The following is a 16,453-nucleotide window of genomic DNA, read 5'->3' on the forward strand; positions in this document are numbered from 1 at the left end:
CTCGGGCGCTCGAAGCGCAAAAACGAAGCTCAACAGGCAAGTTCGATGCGCCGGTGTATAGTCCTCAATTGTGCTCGCATAAAGGCAGAGCGTGATTTGGCGAAAACTATTGCGTGTAGTCAATTGCTGACTAGCGCACGCATGCGGCCAGCATTGACAAATTGGGATACAATACGTACATAAATACGTACAGAAACCGGAATGGATACTTGAAATGGCGAGCGTGCGCTTCACCGATTTCCGCCAGAATTTCGCGACGCATTTCGACGCCGTGTTGGAATCGCGTGCGCCGTTGCTTGTCACGCGTCAGGGAAAAGAAGCCGTCGTCGTCATGGCGGAAGGTGAGTATGAGAGCATGCAGGAAACGCTGCATCTGCTTTCGACACCGGCCAATGCCGATCGTTTGCGCGAAAGCATCGAGCAGCTTCGCGATGGTCAGGTGATCGAGCGGGATCCAACGATCTAAATGAAGCTCATCTGGACCATCAATGCCTGGGACGATTACGAGTTCTGGCAGCAGACAGACCAAAAGATGGTCAGCAAGATAAACGAACTGATCAAGACGACCAAGCGGATGCCCTTTGCGGGACCGGGAAAGCCCGAACCTCTCAAGGGAGACCTCGCGGGCTACTGGTCGCGGCGCATCACGGGAGAGCATCGTTTCGTCTACCGAGTCACCGGATCGGGAAACGAACAGCAGCTTGAGATTATCCAGTGCCGCTTTCATTATCATCGGCGCTAGAGTAAAAACACTCTATGATTGCATTTCACGCACCGTGACGCGTTTTCTTCGATAGTGAACGGACGTTTCGTTCATCTGGCGTTCATATTCCTTGCTGCCATCGCTCTTTGGGGCTACTCTCCGTGGGCAACGTTGGAGCAAGAGATGATCAAGACCACCGTCGCGGCGTCCGTATTTGCCGCTTATGCCTTTGCGATGTTCGCAATCGCCTCCCTTCCGCAGAACCTGCCGGCAGTGCCGGTCGACCAAATCACCACGAGTTCGACGAACTGACAAAACGAAAAACCCCGCTCCATAAGCGGGGCCGTTTTGTGATCAAAATGCTTGGGAGGAAATATGCTTTCCCTCCTATATATCGAGCATGGATCGAGGCTTTCGGCCTCGCCACCTAAACGGTGAAAACTTCTCTCCGCAGCAACTCCCAGGACACCTTGTCCGGCGCGATCAGCAATCCGCCATCGACGTGATGCGGCAGATAAGGCGTGCCGTCGAAACGCGCTGCATGGGCTCCGGCTTCCTGAGAGATCAGCGTCCCTGCCAGATGATCCCACGGCATCAGCTTGTTGTACGAGAGATAGTGCACGTTCCCGGATGCAAAGGCGCGATATTCATGCGCGGCGCAGCGGTAGTTGGCCAGAAAGCGCACCTTAGCCAGATTCCCGAGAATTTCGGCGCGCTTTTCCTTGGCGAAAAAGCCGGTCGAGGCCATGCCGACCATCTGGTCAAGTTCGACAGGCTCAGCAACCTTCAGCCGCTCCGTGTCACCATCCGGCCGCTTCAACCAGGCGCCGCCACCCTTCTCCGCCAGAACCCAATCGTCACCCATCGGATCGTAGATGATCCCCGCAACGGTTTCGCCCTTCGACACCACCGATGCCATGACGCCGAAAGCCGGAATGCCGGACGCGAAATTGAACGTGCCGTCGACTGGATCGACGATGATCGCGAGATCCGCGCCTTTCAGGCGCTCGAGCAATACCGGATCGGCAGCCACCGATTCCTCGCCGATGAACAAGGCGTTCGGCCAGAGTTTGGCAGCCTCGGCCTTGATCATCCGCTCGGCCTGCTCATCGGCCTCCGTCACCAGATCGGTCGCCTCACTCTTGGCGCGCACGTCGCCGGCGCCAAGCCTGCGGAACCGCGGCAATATTTCGGCCTTCGCCGCCCGCCGAAGGAGATCGGAAAGCGTCGTGATATCAACTGTCGAGGTCATGATAAGTCCCTGTTTGAGCGTTCCGCCCAGTTACTCGCTCTTCGGTGACGGTTCCGTGACCATCAGGCTCGAAAAATCGAAGAGCTTCGGATCGAGAAGATGCGACGGGTTCACATGCGAGAGTGCGCGCAGCATCGTGTCCTTGCGGCCAGGCATCCGCCGTTCGATATCGGCAAGCATATCCTTCATCGCATTGCGCTGCAGACCGTCCTGCGAGCCGCAGAGATCGCAGGGAATGATCGGGAACTGCATCGCCGCCGCAAACTTCGCCATGTCATCCTCGGCGCAATAGGCAAGCGGCCGGAGAACCATCAGGTTACCTTCGTCGTTGAGCAGCTTCGCCGGCATCGATGCCAGCCGCCCGCCGTGGAAGAAGTTCATGAAGAAGGTCTCGAGAATATCCTCGCGGTGGTGGCCGAGAACCAGCGCATCGCAGCCCTCTTCCTTGGCAATACGGTAAAGATTGCCGCGGCGCAGGCGCGAACAGAGCGAACAGTAGGTGGCCCCTTCCGGCACCTTCTCCTTCACGATCGAATAGGTGTCGCGATATTCGATCCGGTGCTTGACGCCGATGCTCTTCAGATATTCCGGCAGAATGTGTTTCGGGAAGTTCGGCTGGCCCTGGTCGAGATTGCAGGCGATCAGTTCGACGGGCAGCAGTCCGCGCCATTGCAAGTCGAGCAGCAGCGCCAATAGGCCGTAGCTGTCCTTGCCGCCGGAAACGCCGATCAGCCAGCGCTTCTGGCCCTTCAGCATATCGAAATCGTCGAAGGCCTGGCGCATCTGGCGCAGCAGACGCTTGCGTAGCTTGTTGAACGAAACGGAACGCGGCGCATCGGCAAACAGCGCATGGCCGATCCCGCCTTCGTCGGCGGTTTCATCGAGTGCATCGGCAATGTTGGCTGCGATATTCATCGTTTCTTCCAGATGGTCAGGACTTTGCCTTTAGCAGAAAGCGGCCGGCAGACACAGCATCAATCGCCGAAAATGGACCAGCCGGTGCGCGCCGCCAGCATCTCCAGCGCCACGGCGCCGAGCTGCGAGTTGCCGACCTTGTTCAGCCCCGGAGACCAGACGGCGATCGAGGCGACACCCGGCGCCACCGCAAAGATCCCGCCGCCGACACCGCTCTTGCCAGGCAGGCCGACATGATAGGCGAAGTCGCCGGATCCATCATAGTGGCCGCACATCAGCATCATCGCGTTGATGCGCCGCGCCCGCTTCGGCGAAACCACCGAATGGCCGGTCACCGGATTGCTGCCGCGGGCCGCCAGGAACAGGCCGGCACGGGCGAGCTGCTCGCAGGTCATCGACAGCGCGCATTGATGGAAATAGACGCCGAGCACATGCTCGACCGGATGATCGATATTCTTGTAGGCGCGCATGAAATTGGCGAGCGCGAAATTGCGGTAGCCGGTCTGCGTTTCCGAGCGTGCCACTTTCTCGTCGATCGTCACCGATTCGTCGTCGGCGAGGTAGCGGACGAAGCGCAGCAGCTCGCCGATCGCCTCGCGCGGCGCATGTCCCGCCATGACGACATCGGTAACGGCGATGGCACCGGCATTGATGAAGGGATTGCGCGGGATGCCGCCCTCATGCTCCAGCTGGACGATGGAATTGAAGGCTGAACCTGATGGCTCACGGCCGACGCGCTTCCACAGGCTCTCGCCCACCTTGCCGAGCGCCAGCGTCAGCATGAAAACCTTGGAAATGCTCTGGATCGAGAAGGGCACAGTGGCATCGCCGACGCTGTAGACCTTGCCATCGACGGTCGAGATCGTCATGCCGAACTGGTTCGGATCGATCTTGGCCAGCTCCGGAATGTAATCCGCAACCTTGCCCTCGCCGATCCGCGGCGTCAGTTCTTTGTAGATGCTGTCGAGGACTGCCTGCAAATCCACCATGACTTCTCTCCAGAGAACAAAAAAGCCGCCCTGTGAGGCGGCTTTTCCGTATGCGAAAACGCCTCGCGTTGATTAACGCGAATAGAATTCGACCACCAGATGCGGCTCCATGACGACCGCGTACGGCACGTCGGAGAGCGTCGGGACGCGAGCGAAGGTCGCAACCATCTTGTTGTGATCAACTTCGATGTAGTCAGGAACGTCACGCTCAGCGAGAGAGACAGATTCCAGAACCGTTACGAGCTGCTTCGACTTCTGACGAACTTCGATGACGTCGCCGGCCTTGCAACGGTAAGAACCGATGTTGACGCGGACGCCGTTCACAGTCACGTGGCCGTGGTTGACGAACTGACGTGCAGCGAAGACGGTCGGAACGAACTTGGCGCGATAGACGATCGCGTCCAGGCGCGATTCCAGAAGACCGATGAGGTTTTCGGAAGTGTCGCCCTTGCGGCGGTCAGCTTCAGCGAAGATTGCGCGGAACTGCTTCTCACGCAGGTCACCGTAGTAACCCTTCAGCTTCTGCTTGGCGCGCAGCTGCACACCGAAGTCCGAAAGCTTGCCCTTGCGGCGCTGACCGTGCTGGCCCGGGCCGTATTCGCGGCGGTTCACCGGGGACTTAGGACGGCCCCAGATGTTTTCGCCCATACGGCGGTCAATTTTGTACTTAGACGATTCGCGCTTGCTCATCGTATTTCCTTTCAGAGTGTTAGAACGGTCTGCTGCCAGATCGCTCGAAGGAAACACGCCCTCCTTTGGCCCCTTTTGGGAGGCCCGACAGGATTTTCCGGTTACGCGAACTGGAAAGATCCACGGGACATGTCAAATGAAACACGGGACATTGCTGCCCCGTGCTGGCGCGGTCTTTAGGGATAAGTCACGGGATTGTCAAACGGAATTTGGCTCCGCCGCGTCTGCGCCAGCCGCCTCGATCGAACCGGCAAGCTTGCGCAGCAGACCGGCAAGTGCCCTCCGCTCACCCTCGTCGAGCACGTCCAGATGACGGAGCTCACGGGCCATGTCTTCGCGAAACGCCGCCTCGGCACGAGCGATACCCGTTTCCGTCAGCGCCACCTCGAAGCTGCGCTTGTCCTGCTCCGACCGCCGCCGCTCGATCAGCCCCGCCTTTTCCAGCCTGTCCAGCCTGTGCGTCAGCCCCCCGGACGAGATCATCAGCAGGCGATAGAGATCGGTAGGGATCATCCGGTAGGGCGGCCCTGCCCTGCGGATCGTCGAAATCACATCGAATTCGCCGCGATCGAGACCGAACTCCGCGAAGGTCGCCTCGATCGACGGCCGCACAAGATTGGAGAGCCGGTAGATGCGGCCGAGAATGCTCATCGGCACCGTATCGAGATCGGGCAGCTCCTCGGCCCAAAGCGCGCGCAGCCGGTCAACGTGGTCTTCCGTCGTCATCAACAGCTCCAATTTATCTTGACGAGAAGATAAATTGGATTATCTTCTCACTAAGATACTTAGATAGCGAAGTCCGGCGCACGATCCAAGGAGGAAATCATGTTCCACGTCATCTCGCGCGAAGATCAGAACCAGTTCCCCAATCGCACCATCCTCCTTGAAGGCGGAAATTTCGGCGCACCCGTCTCGGTCTTCCTGATCGACAGCGAACCCGGCCAGGGGCCGGCACTCCACACGCACCCCTACACGGAAATGTGGATCGTCCGCTCCGGCCAGGCGCGCTTCACGGTCGGCAACGAAACGCTCGACCCCAATCCCGGCGACATCGTCGTCGTCAACGCCGAGACGCCTCACCGCTTCAAGAATATCGGCACGACGCGGCTCGAGCTTACCTGCATACACGCAAGCCCTGAGGTCATTCAGACTTGGGTTTGAGCAAGACTATTCCGCGGCACTCTTCAGTGCATCATCGTCTGGCGCGTCCGCCGAGCCCGGGGCCGTCTCGGCCTGCAGATCGGGGAATGCAACGATGCGCTTGCCGGTGAAGTCGGTGTGGACGACGATCAGGCCCTGTTCCTCGAAATAACCGAGAAGACGGCGGGCACGGCGGGCGGAGTGGGTACCGTAGGCGCGGGCGATCCGGGCGTCCGACGGGCATTGCTCGCCGCCGATTGCGGCCTTCGCCATCATCAGGAACACGCCCTGCAGGTCGTCGGTGACGCCGTTTGAAAGCGAGAGCGCCGTCGCCCAGGCTTCGCCAGCCGCCATGTCCGCATCGACGCCGGAGCGCGACACCGCAACGCGGCGGCGGAATTCCGGCAGCGGCATCGGCGGGCCCGGCACGCGGCGCATGCGCAGACGCACCAGGAACTCCTGATAGAGCACCGAATCCGTGCGGAAACCCGAGGCCGGATCGTCGAGAATTTCGGCAAGAACGGCCGACAGACGCTCTTCGCGCTCGTCTGCCGAGAGCTCCGGCTGGCTGCTGCGCGGCTCGGCTGGTGCCGGCGTGGCTGCTGGTGCCGAGCGGGCCAGTTCGGCAAGGATATCGGTGGTCGGACGTGGTGCCGGCGGAGCGCGGCGAACGAGCGGCCGCTGAAACTCTTCGGGATCCGGTGTGAAGATCAGGTCTTCGACATCCTGCGGAGCATCCGGCAGCGGCATCAGCTTCGGGCTCGACGAGCGCGCCGACGTCTCGACATTGCCGATCTGGATCGGCAGCGGCCGGCGCGACAGTGCCGGGCCGAGCGCCACGAAGTTGCCGCGCTTGAGGTCGCGGAACATTTCCGCCTGGCGCCGGTCCATGCCGAGCAGGTCGGCGGCACGCGCCATGTCGATATCGAGGAATGTACGGCCCATCAGGAAGTTTGAGGCTTCGGCCGCAACGTTCTTGGCAAGCTTTGCCAGACGCTGCGTGGCGATGACACCGGCCAGGCCGCGCTTACGGCCACGGCACATCAGGTTGGTCATCGCGCCCAGCGACATCTTGCGCGCATCTTCCGAAACATCCCCACCGACTGACGGTGCAAACATCTGCGCCTCGTCGACGACAACGAGAACCGGATACCAATATTCGCGGTCGGCATCGAACATGCCGTTGAGGAAGGCAGCGGCAGCGCGCATCTGCTGCTCGATATCAAGCCCTTCCAGCGTCAGGACGCAGGAGACACGGTGCTGACGGATGCGGTTGGCGATACCGGCAAGCTCGGCCTCCGTCCGCTCGCCATCGACGACGATATGGCCGAAGCGGTCGCTCAGCGTCACGAAGTCGCCTTCGGGGTCAATGATGACCTGCTGAACCCATTGAGCAGATTGCTCCAGCAGCCGACGCAGCAGATGTGATTTTCCGGAGCCGGAATTGCCCTGCACCAGCAAACGGGTTGCCAGCAGCTCCTCGATATCGAGTGTCGCCGGGCTGCTGCCGGACGCCGTTCCCATATCGATGCCAACCTGCAAGTCGAATTCCTTTTAAGATCTGTCCGCCGTCTCTAGCAGATTCGCCGCTGTCTTTGTTACCCGTCTCTGATGGAAACCCACAGAAAGACTGCAGGCTTCAGACCGCCTCGCGTTCCACAAGACGGCTCTGCGCATCACCGCTACGCGGAGTCAGCATCCGGGTGAAGATCAAGCTGACGGAAAGCGGCACGATCAGCACCGCAAGCCCTGCCCTCAGTCCCCAATATTCGCCGATGAAGCCGATGATCGGCGGGCCGATCAGGAAGCCGAGCAGTGCGACGAAGGACAGGATAGCAAGGCTTGCGGCCGCCGGCCGGTCGGTCAGCGCTGCAGCCGCCGTGACCGCAAGCGGAAAGCCGACCGAGACGCCGACGCCAACAGCCGCAAATCCGATCAGCGCCAGGGGAGCTGCCGGTGCCAGCAGGATGATCGCCATCCCAGCAAGCGAAGCGGTGCCGCAGGCCCGTGCGATCGCCACCGCGCCGAAGCGGCCTTTCAGATAGTCGCCGCTGAACCGCCCGGCGGCCACCATGCACGCGAAGACCGAGTAGCCCAGCCCCATCTGCGCGCCCTCGGAACCGAAAACATCACGAAGATAGACCGCCGACCAATCGGCGATCGCTCCCTCGGTCATGGTCACGCCGAAGACGAAGGCACAGACGCCGAGCAGCGCCAGTCCCGGAAGCTTGAAGCCACTTTTCACCGCAGTCTCCGCATGGTGACTTTCCGGCAGTTTCGGCAATCGGGTGCTGACGATGAGTGCGATCGGCAGCACGATCACCGATATCGCCAGGATCGACCAATGCGGCGCAGCGCCGATGGCGATCGCGCCAACACCAAGCAGGCTGCCGAACATGATGCCGAGGCTCCAGAAGCCGTGCGACCGGCTCATGATGATCAGCCCGGTGACTTTCTCCGTCAGGTCGGCCTCGACATTCATGCCGAGCTCGACAGTCGACAACGCGACGCCGAGGATCATCAGCGAGAAGAACAGCAATGTGACGGTCGGCGCAAAGGCCGGCAGCGAGACAACGGCCAGGAAGAAGACGAAGCCATAGATAATCGCCGCCCGTCCGCCGATGCGCGACACGACGCGCCCGGCAAAGGAGAGCGTCAGCAGCGTTCCGACAGGCAGGCCAAGCAGGGCGATCGCCAGATCGGCGGTGCCGAGCTGCAGTTTCGCCTGAATGTCGGGAATACGCGGCAGCCAAGCGCCGAAGGCAATCGGCTGCAGGAAAAAGATAAGCATGACAAGTCGTTGAAGCGGCACGGTGCATTCCTTCATTCTCAGGCACGGAAGGCGCCGCACCTGATTCCCCGGCAGCGAGTCTGCGTCATCACCAGAGCGAAAGAAAGCGTTGAAACGCCTTAGCGGGTGCTGAGACCGAAGCCCTGCATCAGCCGTGTCGTTGCAAAATCCGGGTTGCCCGACGTGAAGACCGCAAAATCGAAATTGTCAGGATGAACCGCATCCGCAACCTCAGGCACGAGGCTGCGGGCACGGCGCGCAATCGCCTCAGCCGGATCCAGCCAGTCCACGGGCCACGGCGCCAACCGTCGGAAAAGATTGGCCATGAACGGATAATGCGTACAGGCGAGCACGACGATATCGGTCTTGCGCCCGTCCTTTTCGACGAAACACTGCTCGATCTCGCTCATCACCGCGGCGTCCGATACGGTCTCGCCGCGGATATAGGCCTCGGCCATCCGCGCCAGATTTTCCGATCCGACCAGACGGACATGGCATTGCTGCGCAAAGGACTGGATCAGGTCGCGCGTATAGGCGCGCTTGACGGTGCCAGGCGTTGCCAGCACCGAAACCAGCCCGGAACGCGTCCGTTCGGCCGCCGGTTTGATCGCAGGAACCGTTCCGACGAAGGTCATCTGCGGAAACGCAGCACGCAGATCGGCGCCGACAAGCGTGAAGGCCGTATTGCAGGCGATGATGCAGACTTCGGGATCATGCTCTTCGAGCAGCCTGGCAAACAGGCTGACGACACGCTCCTTCAGCGCCTGCTCCTCCCAGCCGCCATAGGGAAAGCCGGCGTCGTCAGCGATATAGATGAAGCCACGCTCCGGCATCAGCACGCGCGCTTCGCGCAGCACGGTCAGCCCGCCGATACCGGAATCGAAAACCAGGACCGGTTTCAGCTCATTCCCCGCTGCTGTCATTTTTCGGCCGTTCCTTGGTCTTTTCGGGAGCCCGGCTGCCGCGCGGATATTTCCGCGAGAACCGGTCGAGGGAGGAGATCACGCCGCGCAGCACGCTGATTTCCTGCTCGGTGAAGGCGCGGCGCGACAAAACTGCGCGCAGATTGTCCACCATTTTGGGCTTTTTCGCGGGCGGGTGGAAATAATTGCGCGCATCGAGCGCCTCTTCCAGCTGGTCGAAGAAGCCGAACAGCTGCTCCTTGGTCGATGGCGTCTGCTCCATGGCCTGGAAGCGCACCTCGCCCAGATCGTCCATCCCGGACTTCATCCACTCGTAGGACATCAAAAGCACCGCCTGGGCGATGTTGAGCGAGGCGAATGCCGGATTGACCGGAAAGGTGACGATCTCGTCCGCCAGCGCCACTTCCTCGTTGCTGAGGCCCCAGCGTTCGCGCCCGAAGAGAATGCCGACACCCTCCCCGGCGCGAAATCTCGTCCGCAGCGTCTCGGCAGCAACCACGGGAGAACGCACCGGCTTGAAACCGTCCCGCTCGCGCGCCGTCGTCGCATAGACGAAGTTGAGGTCGGCGATCGCCTCCTCCAGCGTGTCGTAGACCTTCGTGCCGGCGATGACGTGATCGGCCTTCGACGCCGTCGCCTGCGCCCTCTCGTTCGGCCAGCCGTCGCGCGGATTGACGAGCCGCAGCTCCGCAAGGCCGAAATTGGCCATGGCGCGTGCCACCATGCCGATATTCTCGCCCATCTGCGGTTCGACCAGAATGATCGCCGGTCCTTCGGTCAGAAGTTCCCGCTCGCTGTTTGTGCCTGCCATGAATGCCGTCCTTGCTTTCGAGCCGGAATAGCCTTGCGCGCGGCAAACGGCAAGACTTATGCGGCCGGATAGAGCCGGTCGAGGACGCCGCCGACCATCTCCACGCCGAGCCTTGCGCCGCTCATGGAGATCGGCAGATGCCGTGCGGCGGAAGCTGCCGACTGGCGCTCGACGAAGAAACACTCCGAACCGCGCGGCGCCACCGCCGAGAGCCGCGTCCGCGCAGCCGCCAGCGCCGCCCTCACCTTTTCACGGTCCGCATCGCTCAGACCCTCGCCATAAGAGCTGGCGACGATCCTGGCCCAATAGGTGCCCGACAGAAAGATCGCCAGCGTCTGCCGGATCCGGCCGGGACGTGTCACCACCGACCAGGCCGACCCGAGAGGCCGTGCGGCGACGGTGACATCGCGATAGGCACCATCGAGCGTCTGAGAAAGCGAGATGAGCTCGTAGCGCGGCTTGCCGTCGAGGATCGCCGAGAGCAGCGCGTCGAGCGCGTCGAACCATTTTTGAAGTGCGGCATCCAGTGCGCCGCGGGTGCGCGCCGGGAAAACCAGGAAGGCGACCGCCGTCCCGGCCAGCGTCCCGATTAACGTCTCTTCTATGCGCAGCGCCAGCAGATCGACAGTCAACGCACCGGTCATCCCGTAGACGAGACAGAGCACGATCGACACGAAGAAGGTCATCGTCGCATAGGAAATCTGCAGGAAGTAGAAAGCCAGGAAGATGCAGACCACCGCGACGGGGATGGCGATCGCGTCGTGGCCGGTCAGCAGCGTCGCAAGCCCGAGACCCACGACAATGCCAAACAACGTGCCGAGCGACCTCTGCAGCGCCTTCATCGCCGTGTCGCCGCGGGAATTGGTATTGGTGAAGACCAGAAACGAGGCCAGCACCGCCCAGAACCATCGTTCGCGCGACAGCATCAGCCCGACGCTCATGGCCAGCGCGGCGGCGAGCGTGATCTGCAAGGCGGATTTGATCAAAGGATTGGCGAAGGAAAAGTCGATCGCCGCAGCGGTCGGCTCGTCATCGGCGGGCTCCACACCGGCGAATGCGGTCATCTGCGCCTGCGCGATTGTCTCCACGAGGTGACGTCTGGCGTCACCGAGCCAGAAAAGCGCCCGCCTGGTCTCGGCAGCCGGGTCGGACGATGCGTCATCCTGTTGAGCAAGGCTTCCTTGCTTGCCTTCGATGACGGCGTGAACCAGCGCGAAATCCGGCAAACTCTGCTGGCTGAGCACGATGGCGCTTTCGGCGGCGAGATGCAGATCGAAGAGGTGGATCGCCAGTTCTGCGGCCGGATCCTCACCCTTGTCGAAGACGCCGCCGGCTGGCCGCGGGATGAAGCTCTCCGCCATCAGCACCACTTCCTTCAGCCGATCCTCCAGCTGGCGCAGTTCCTGGCGATCGTGCTCGTTGACCTGTCCGTCCGAAGCAAGCGCTGCCAGCTTGAAGAGGATCTGGTTGACCCTGCCCCGCACGCTTTCCAGCGATCGCAACAGATCGCGGCGCCAGATATCCGGCAGCAGCATCGCGCGGACGACATGGCCGGTCAGCGCCGAAACAATGGGACCGACCGCGATCAGCGGCAACTCGCCGATGTCTGGGTGGAAATAGGCCCCCATGAAATAGGAGGTAAAGGCAAACATGCCGATGGCAAACCCGCGCGGCCCAAAGACGCGCGCCGAGGCCGCAAGGCAGATCACCACCAGAAAGACCAGATCGGTCAGCACCCGATGATCTTCCAGCGCCGCGGCGATCGCCACGACGGCAAGACTGGCCAGGCATCCGAGTAACCGCGTGATCAGCTGCCGGAAATTGCCCTTGTCGCGCACGGCGACCCCACCCTCGATCGACAGCACGATGCCGAGGCCATAGGAGGCAGTCGGTAGCGGCACAGCAAAGAGATGGATCAAGAATAGGATCGCAAAGGAGATGACGATCGTCAGCGTCACCCGCGATGCCATGCGAAAGCGCGACAGCGCCGGGTCGTTGGCAAGCAGCCAGTCACGAAGATCGAAGCCCGAAAACAACCGATGAACCCTCATCCGGCGCAGTCACGAAACATGCCCTCTCCGGACATACCGCCAAATCGGGCAAAATCAAACGCCGGGCCGGCCCTCACTGGCCCTTGGCGATCTCGTCCATCGTCGCCTTCAGCGAACTGGTAGCCTTGGTCTCGGGATCCTCGAGCATGATGTCGTCGATGACGGCCTTGCCGCCTTCCGTGGCCATCTCGAAGCGCACGGTGGAAACCGCCTGTGCCTCTTCGCCCTCGCCGCATGCCATCTTCCGGAACGACGCCACGACCTCATCCTGACCATTGGCCGTCTTCTCCGGCGTCAGTTTCAGATCTTCCAACGGGCAGGCATCCTGCCCGTTGACGATGACGTCGTAATCGAAGGGTGAGATGCCGTCGTCCACGGCGGGATGCTTTGCCGCCTCCCGGTACTTGGCGGCGAAATCCTTGCTGTAGCGCGTGTCGAGTTTGCCGGGGTCGAAGATGTCGACCCATTCGATATCGTCGCCCGACCAGTTATTGACCGTGGCGTCCATGACCTCCTGAACCGGCGCCGGGATTTCGGCAGCTTTTGCAAGGGTCGGAAGACCGGCGAATACGGTAAGCAGCAAGGCAATCGTCTTCATGATGAAATGTCCGTTAACGAAGCAATTGCCGCGGACACTAATCAAATCCGCGGACTTGGCAATGGCCCCAAAATGCTCTTTCCGGGGTGCTTGCGGCTTTGCGTTCCAAGCACACAATGCTATAGCGCTCGGGATTTCAAAAATCACCCGCCACGGGACCCAGTCCCCACCAGCTTACGAGGCAGATACATGAAAAAGATCAAGGTCGCTAACCCCGTCGCCGATCTCGACGGCGATGAAATGACGCGTATCATCTGGCAGCTTATCAAGGACAAGCTGATCCATCCGTATCTCGACCTCGATATCGATTACTTTGACCTTTCTGTCGAAAACCGCGACGCCACCAACGACCAGGTGACCGTAGACGCCGCCAACGCCATCAAGAAGCACGGCGTGGGCATCAAGTGCGCGACGATCACGCCTGACGAAGACCGCGTCAAGGAATTCAATCTCAAGCAGATGTGGAAGAGCCCGAACGGCACGATCCGCAACATCCTCGGCGGCGTGATCTTCCGCGAGCCGATCATCTGCCAGAACGTTCCGCGTCTCGTCCCGGGCTGGACCAAGCCGATCGTCGTCGGCCGTCACGCTTTCGGCGACCAGTACAAGGCGACCGATTTCAAATTCCCGGGCAAGGGCAAGCTCTCGATCAAGTTCGTCGGTGAAGACGGCGCAGTCATCGAGAAGGACGTTTTCGACGCTCCCGGCGCCGGCGTTGCCATGGCGATGTACAACCTTGACGAGTCGATCCGCGAATTCGCCCGCGCCTCGATGAACTACGGCATCATGCGCGGCTGGCCGGTTTACCTGTCGACCAAGAACACTATCCTGAAGGCCTATGACGGCCGCTTCAAGGACATCTTTGAGGAAGTTTACCAGGCCGAATTCAAGGCCAAGTTCGTCGAGCTCGGCATCACCTACGAACACCGCCTGATCGACGACATGGTCGCCTCGGCGCTGAAGTGGTCCGGCGGCTACGTCTGGGCCTGCAAGAACTACGACGGCGACGTCCAGTCCGACACGGTCGCCCAGGGCTTCGGCTCGCTCGGCCTGATGACCTCGGTCCTGCTCTCGCCGGACGGCCGCACGGTCGAAGCGGAAGCCGCACATGGCACGGTGACCCGCCACTACCGCCAGCACCAGAAGGGCCAGGAAACCTCGACGAACTCGATCGCCTCGATCTTCGCCTGGACCCGCGGCCTCGCACACCGCGCCAAGCTCGACGACAATGCGGAACTCGCAAAGTTCGCGGCAACGCTCGAAAAGGTCTGCGTCGACACCGTCGAAGCTGGCTTCATGACCAAGGACTTGGCGCTGCTCATCGGCCCGGATCAGCCATGGCTGTCGACGACCGCCTTCCTCGACAAGATCGACGAGAACCTCAAGACGGCCATGGGCGCCTGAGGCGGCCAGAACCAGAGAACAGCAGAACGGCGGGATCTTCCCGCCGTTTTCATTTCAACAACAAGGGAACAGCACATGACGACGATCCGCCTGCTTGAGCCATCCGACCGCTCGCAATGGGAGCCCTTGTGGAAGGGCTATCAGACCTTTTACGACGTCGTCATTCCGCCTGAGACCACCGAACTGACCTGGGCGCGCTTCCACGCTGCAAACGAGCCGATGCATGCCTTCGGCGCTTTCGATGACGACGGCAAGCTGAAGGGCATCGTCCACGCCATCTTCCATCGCTCCACCTGGCTGCCGAAATGGACCTGCTACCTGCAGGATCTCTATGTCGAGGCAGACCAGCGCGGTCTTGGAACCGGTGCCGCACTGATCGAGCGCGTTGCCGATCTTGCCCGCGAACAGGGCGCCGGCCGGCTCTACTGGATGACGCACGAGACCAACGAGCGCGCCCGCCGCCTCTACGATCACATCGCCGAACGCTCCGGCTTCATCCAGTACAGAAAGCAGCTCTGACTGCTGACAGAAATTGGCAGCATCCTCCCCTAGACATTGCCGCGTCGCTGGCCTGCGCCAGATATCAGCAATCGATGAGGAGACAATGATGACCGAAGAACTGGTGTTCTACACAAATCCGATGTCGCGCGGCCGGATCGCCCGCTGGATGCTGGAGGAAACCGGTGTTCCCTACCGCACCGAGATCAAGACCTTCGACGGTACGATCAAGGGAATGGACTATCTCTCGGTCAATCCGATGGGCAAGGTCCCGGCGATCTCGCATCGCGGCACCATCGTCACCGAATGCGCTGCGATCTGCGCCTATCTGGCCGACACGTTTCCTGAGAAGGAGCTGGCGCCGCGCCCTAAAGAGCGCGGCTCCTATTACCGCTGGATGTTCTTCGCCGCCGGTCCGCTGAAATCGGTCGTCACCATCCGTATGCTCGGCTTCGTCACCCCTGCCGACAAGGCCCGCAGCGTCGAATATGGCAGCTTCGGCGATGTCATGGACACGCTGGAAAAAGCCGTGACCGACAACCCCTATATCGCCGGCGACCGCTTCACGGCCGCCGATGTCTATGTTGGCTCGCATATCGGCTGGGGCCTGAATTTCGGTTCGCTCGAGCAGCGGCCGGCCTTTGCCGACTATCTCGGCCGCGTCGCCAACCGGGATGCCTACCGCCGGGCCAACGCACTGGATGATGAAGCGATGCAGGACATGCAGCTCAAGGCCCACTCACACTAGCGGCATGTAGATATCCGTCAAAAGCTCGGTCGGCGCCGTGTCGCGCGGGTTGTTGAGATATTCCTCGAACATCAGCCCGTCGCGCAGCTGCCGGCCGGAAACCGGCAGCCATTCGGCATAGAGCCACTGATAGGCCTTGTGCATGTCCGCATAGGGACCCTTGTGGCGCAGCACCGCATACTCGCCGCCGCTGAGAGACTGCCGGACGAAAGGCGGCTCGGCGGCGATGGTCTCATCAGCGCTGACGCAGGCAACCGACCGCAGTTTTTCAGCAGCAACGATATCAGGATCGTCGAAATAGACACCGATCATCCGCATACCGGGTGACGCCAGCCCGCGGGCATAAAGCGTTCCGAACAGCGTCTCGAACGCCTTGCTGATCTGCATGTAGGAACCGGTATGCGGTACGCCGATCAGATCGATCGGCTCGATGGTTTTCAACGTCACGTCAAACATGGCTGTCGCCTTTCCTGAAATCGAGGGTTCGAAGACTTTATGGCTTCCCTCTTTCCGGTAGCGCGCCGGCGGCATGCCGTAGACCGATTTGAAGATGCGGTTGAAGGATTGGAGATTGGGATAGCCCGATCGCTTGGCAATCTCGCTGATATCAAGACCTGTACGGACGATATCGCCCGCCGCGCGATGCAGCCGCAGCCGCTTGACGGTGGCCGCCAGCGTCTCGCCGTAGATCGCCCGGTAGATCCTGTGCCAGTGATAGCTCGACATGCAGGCGATATCGGCCAGCCGCTCCATATCTAGCTCCTCGTCGAGGTGGTCGTGGATATAGGCCGAAACCCGCCTCAGGCGGTTTTCATAGAGAGACCAAGCCGTTTGCCCGTTCATGTCAGACCTCATGCAAATCGATCACCTGCAGACAACCATAGTCCGGTTTGACAAATCCTGCGGAGTTCAGGCTTAGAACAAAAAAGGCGGAGACCGA

Annotated in this window: 19 protein-coding genes; 7 read left to right on the forward strand and 12 right to left on the reverse strand. The window is 61.1% G+C overall.

Annotated elements, in window-relative coordinates:
- The first annotated feature begins 214 nt into the window (after nt 1–214).
- The 3 genes from AC1DNK_RS20150 (at nt 215) to AC1DNK_RS20160 (ending at nt 1,015) form a co-directional block, all read left to right on the forward strand.
- Entirely contained in the window at nt 215–466 is a 252-nt protein-coding gene (locus tag AC1DNK_RS20150; RefSeq protein WP_477943049.1) for a type II toxin-antitoxin system Phd/YefM family antitoxin, read from the forward strand.
- Nucleotides 467–742 (forward strand): Txe/YoeB family addiction module toxin, encoded by a 276-nt coding sequence (locus AC1DNK_RS20155; protein ID WP_477943050.1) that lies wholly within the window; start codon nt 467–469, stop codon nt 740–742.
- Between the two features lie 144 nt (nt 743–886).
- Nucleotides 887–1,015, forward strand: a complete 129-nt coding sequence (locus tag AC1DNK_RS20160) for a hypothetical protein (protein ID WP_310300038.1) — start codon at nt 887–889, stop codon at nt 1,013–1,015.
- Nucleotides 1,016–1,130: 115 nt separating this feature from the next.
- Here AC1DNK_RS20160 and AC1DNK_RS20165 read toward each other — a convergent pair whose 3' ends face one another.
- The 5 genes from AC1DNK_RS20165 to AC1DNK_RS20185 form a co-directional block, all read right to left on the reverse strand.
- Nucleotides 1,131–1,955, reverse strand: a complete 825-nt coding sequence (locus AC1DNK_RS20165) for an inositol monophosphatase family protein (protein ID WP_477943051.1) — start codon at nt 1,953–1,955, stop codon at nt 1,131–1,133.
- Between the two features lie 30 nt (nt 1,956–1,985).
- Complete coding sequence (gene ttcA, locus AC1DNK_RS20170; RefSeq protein WP_112387247.1) at nt 1,986–2,870, reverse strand: tRNA 2-thiocytidine(32) synthetase TtcA; 885 nt, start codon at nt 2,868–2,870, stop codon at nt 1,986–1,988.
- A gap of 59 nt (nt 2,871–2,929) precedes the next feature.
- Nucleotides 2,930–3,859, reverse strand: coding sequence for a glutaminase (locus tag AC1DNK_RS20175; RefSeq protein WP_477943052.1), 930 nt, complete (start codon nt 3,857–3,859; stop codon nt 2,930–2,932).
- A gap of 72 nt (nt 3,860–3,931) precedes the next feature.
- Entirely contained in the window at nt 3,932–4,549 is a 618-nt protein-coding gene (gene rpsD / locus AC1DNK_RS20180; protein ID WP_112387245.1) for a 30S ribosomal protein S4, read from the reverse strand.
- A gap of 198 nt (nt 4,550–4,747) precedes the next feature.
- Nucleotides 4,748–5,275 carry a MarR family winged helix-turn-helix transcriptional regulator gene (locus tag AC1DNK_RS20185; RefSeq protein WP_112516300.1) on the reverse strand — a complete coding sequence of 176 codons (528 nt, stop codon included), beginning with the start codon at nt 5,273–5,275 and terminating at the stop codon, nt 4,748–4,750.
- Nucleotides 5,276–5,374: 99 nt separating this feature from the next.
- On the opposite strand from AC1DNK_RS20185, the gene AC1DNK_RS20190 reads away from it, so the two are divergent.
- Nucleotides 5,375–5,710 carry a cupin domain-containing protein gene (locus tag AC1DNK_RS20190; protein WP_477943053.1) on the forward strand — a complete coding sequence of 112 codons (336 nt, stop codon included), beginning with the start codon at nt 5,375–5,377 and terminating at the stop codon, nt 5,708–5,710.
- Nucleotides 5,711–5,716: 6 nt separating this feature from the next.
- Here AC1DNK_RS20190 and AC1DNK_RS20195 read toward each other — a convergent pair whose 3' ends face one another.
- The 6 genes from AC1DNK_RS20195 to AC1DNK_RS20220 all read right to left on the reverse strand — a co-directional run bounded on the left by AC1DNK_RS20195 (nt 5,717) and on the right by AC1DNK_RS20220 (nt 12,863).
- A complete protein-coding gene (locus AC1DNK_RS20195) occupies nt 5,717–7,231 on the reverse strand; it encodes an ATP-binding protein (protein WP_112516146.1) in 1,515 nt (504 codons plus the stop codon).
- Nucleotides 7,232–7,328: 97 nt separating this feature from the next.
- A complete protein-coding gene (locus AC1DNK_RS20200) occupies nt 7,329–8,480 on the reverse strand; it encodes an MFS transporter (RefSeq protein ID WP_477943054.1) in 1,152 nt (383 codons plus the stop codon).
- Between the two features lie 119 nt (nt 8,481–8,599).
- On the reverse strand, nt 8,600–9,403 hold the full coding sequence (gene murI / locus AC1DNK_RS20205) for a glutamate racemase (RefSeq protein ID WP_112387242.1): 804 nt from the start codon (nt 9,401–9,403) through the stop codon (nt 8,600–8,602).
- On the reverse strand, nt 9,384–10,214 hold the full coding sequence (locus AC1DNK_RS20210; RefSeq protein WP_477943055.1) for an RNA methyltransferase: 831 nt from the start codon (nt 10,212–10,214) through the stop codon (nt 9,384–9,386). Before AC1DNK_RS20210 ends, murI begins: the two co-directional genes overlap by 20 nt.
- A 56-nt stretch (nt 10,215–10,270) precedes the next feature.
- Nucleotides 10,271–12,265 carry an FUSC family protein gene (locus AC1DNK_RS20215; RefSeq protein ID WP_477943056.1) on the reverse strand — a complete coding sequence of 665 codons (1,995 nt, stop codon included), beginning with the start codon at nt 12,263–12,265 and terminating at the stop codon, nt 10,271–10,273.
- Between the two features lie 73 nt (nt 12,266–12,338).
- The gene (locus tag AC1DNK_RS20220; protein WP_477943057.1) at nt 12,339–12,863 is read right to left on the reverse strand and encodes a hypothetical protein; all 525 of its coding nucleotides are present in this window, start codon (nt 12,861–12,863) and stop codon (nt 12,339–12,341) included.
- A gap of 189 nt (nt 12,864–13,052) precedes the next feature.
- On the opposite strand from AC1DNK_RS20220, the gene AC1DNK_RS20225 reads away from it, so the two are divergent.
- The 3 genes from AC1DNK_RS20225 (at nt 13,053) to AC1DNK_RS20235 (ending at nt 15,513) form a co-directional block, all read left to right on the forward strand.
- Complete coding sequence (locus tag AC1DNK_RS20225; protein WP_477943058.1) at nt 13,053–14,267, forward strand: NADP-dependent isocitrate dehydrogenase; 1,215 nt, start codon at nt 13,053–13,055, stop codon at nt 14,265–14,267.
- A 75-nt stretch (nt 14,268–14,342) separates the two neighbouring features.
- Nucleotides 14,343–14,786: an N-acetyltransferase family protein gene (locus AC1DNK_RS20230; RefSeq protein WP_477943059.1), complete on the forward strand. Its 444-nt coding sequence runs from the start codon at nt 14,343–14,345 to the stop codon at nt 14,784–14,786.
- An 88-nt stretch (nt 14,787–14,874) separates the two neighbouring features.
- Nucleotides 14,875–15,513: a glutathione S-transferase family protein gene (locus AC1DNK_RS20235; RefSeq protein WP_477943142.1), complete on the forward strand. Its 639-nt coding sequence runs from the start codon at nt 14,875–14,877 to the stop codon at nt 15,511–15,513.
- Here AC1DNK_RS20235 and AC1DNK_RS20240 read toward each other — a convergent pair.
- A complete protein-coding gene (locus AC1DNK_RS20240) occupies nt 15,505–16,356 on the reverse strand; it encodes an AraC family transcriptional regulator (RefSeq protein ID WP_477943060.1) in 852 nt (283 codons plus the stop codon). The two genes, AC1DNK_RS20235 and AC1DNK_RS20240, sit on opposite strands and share 9 nt — an antisense overlap.
- Nucleotides 16,357–16,453 lie beyond the last annotated feature (97 nt).

The sequence above is a fragment of the Rhizobium sp. 01N424 genome (assembly GCF_056399485.1).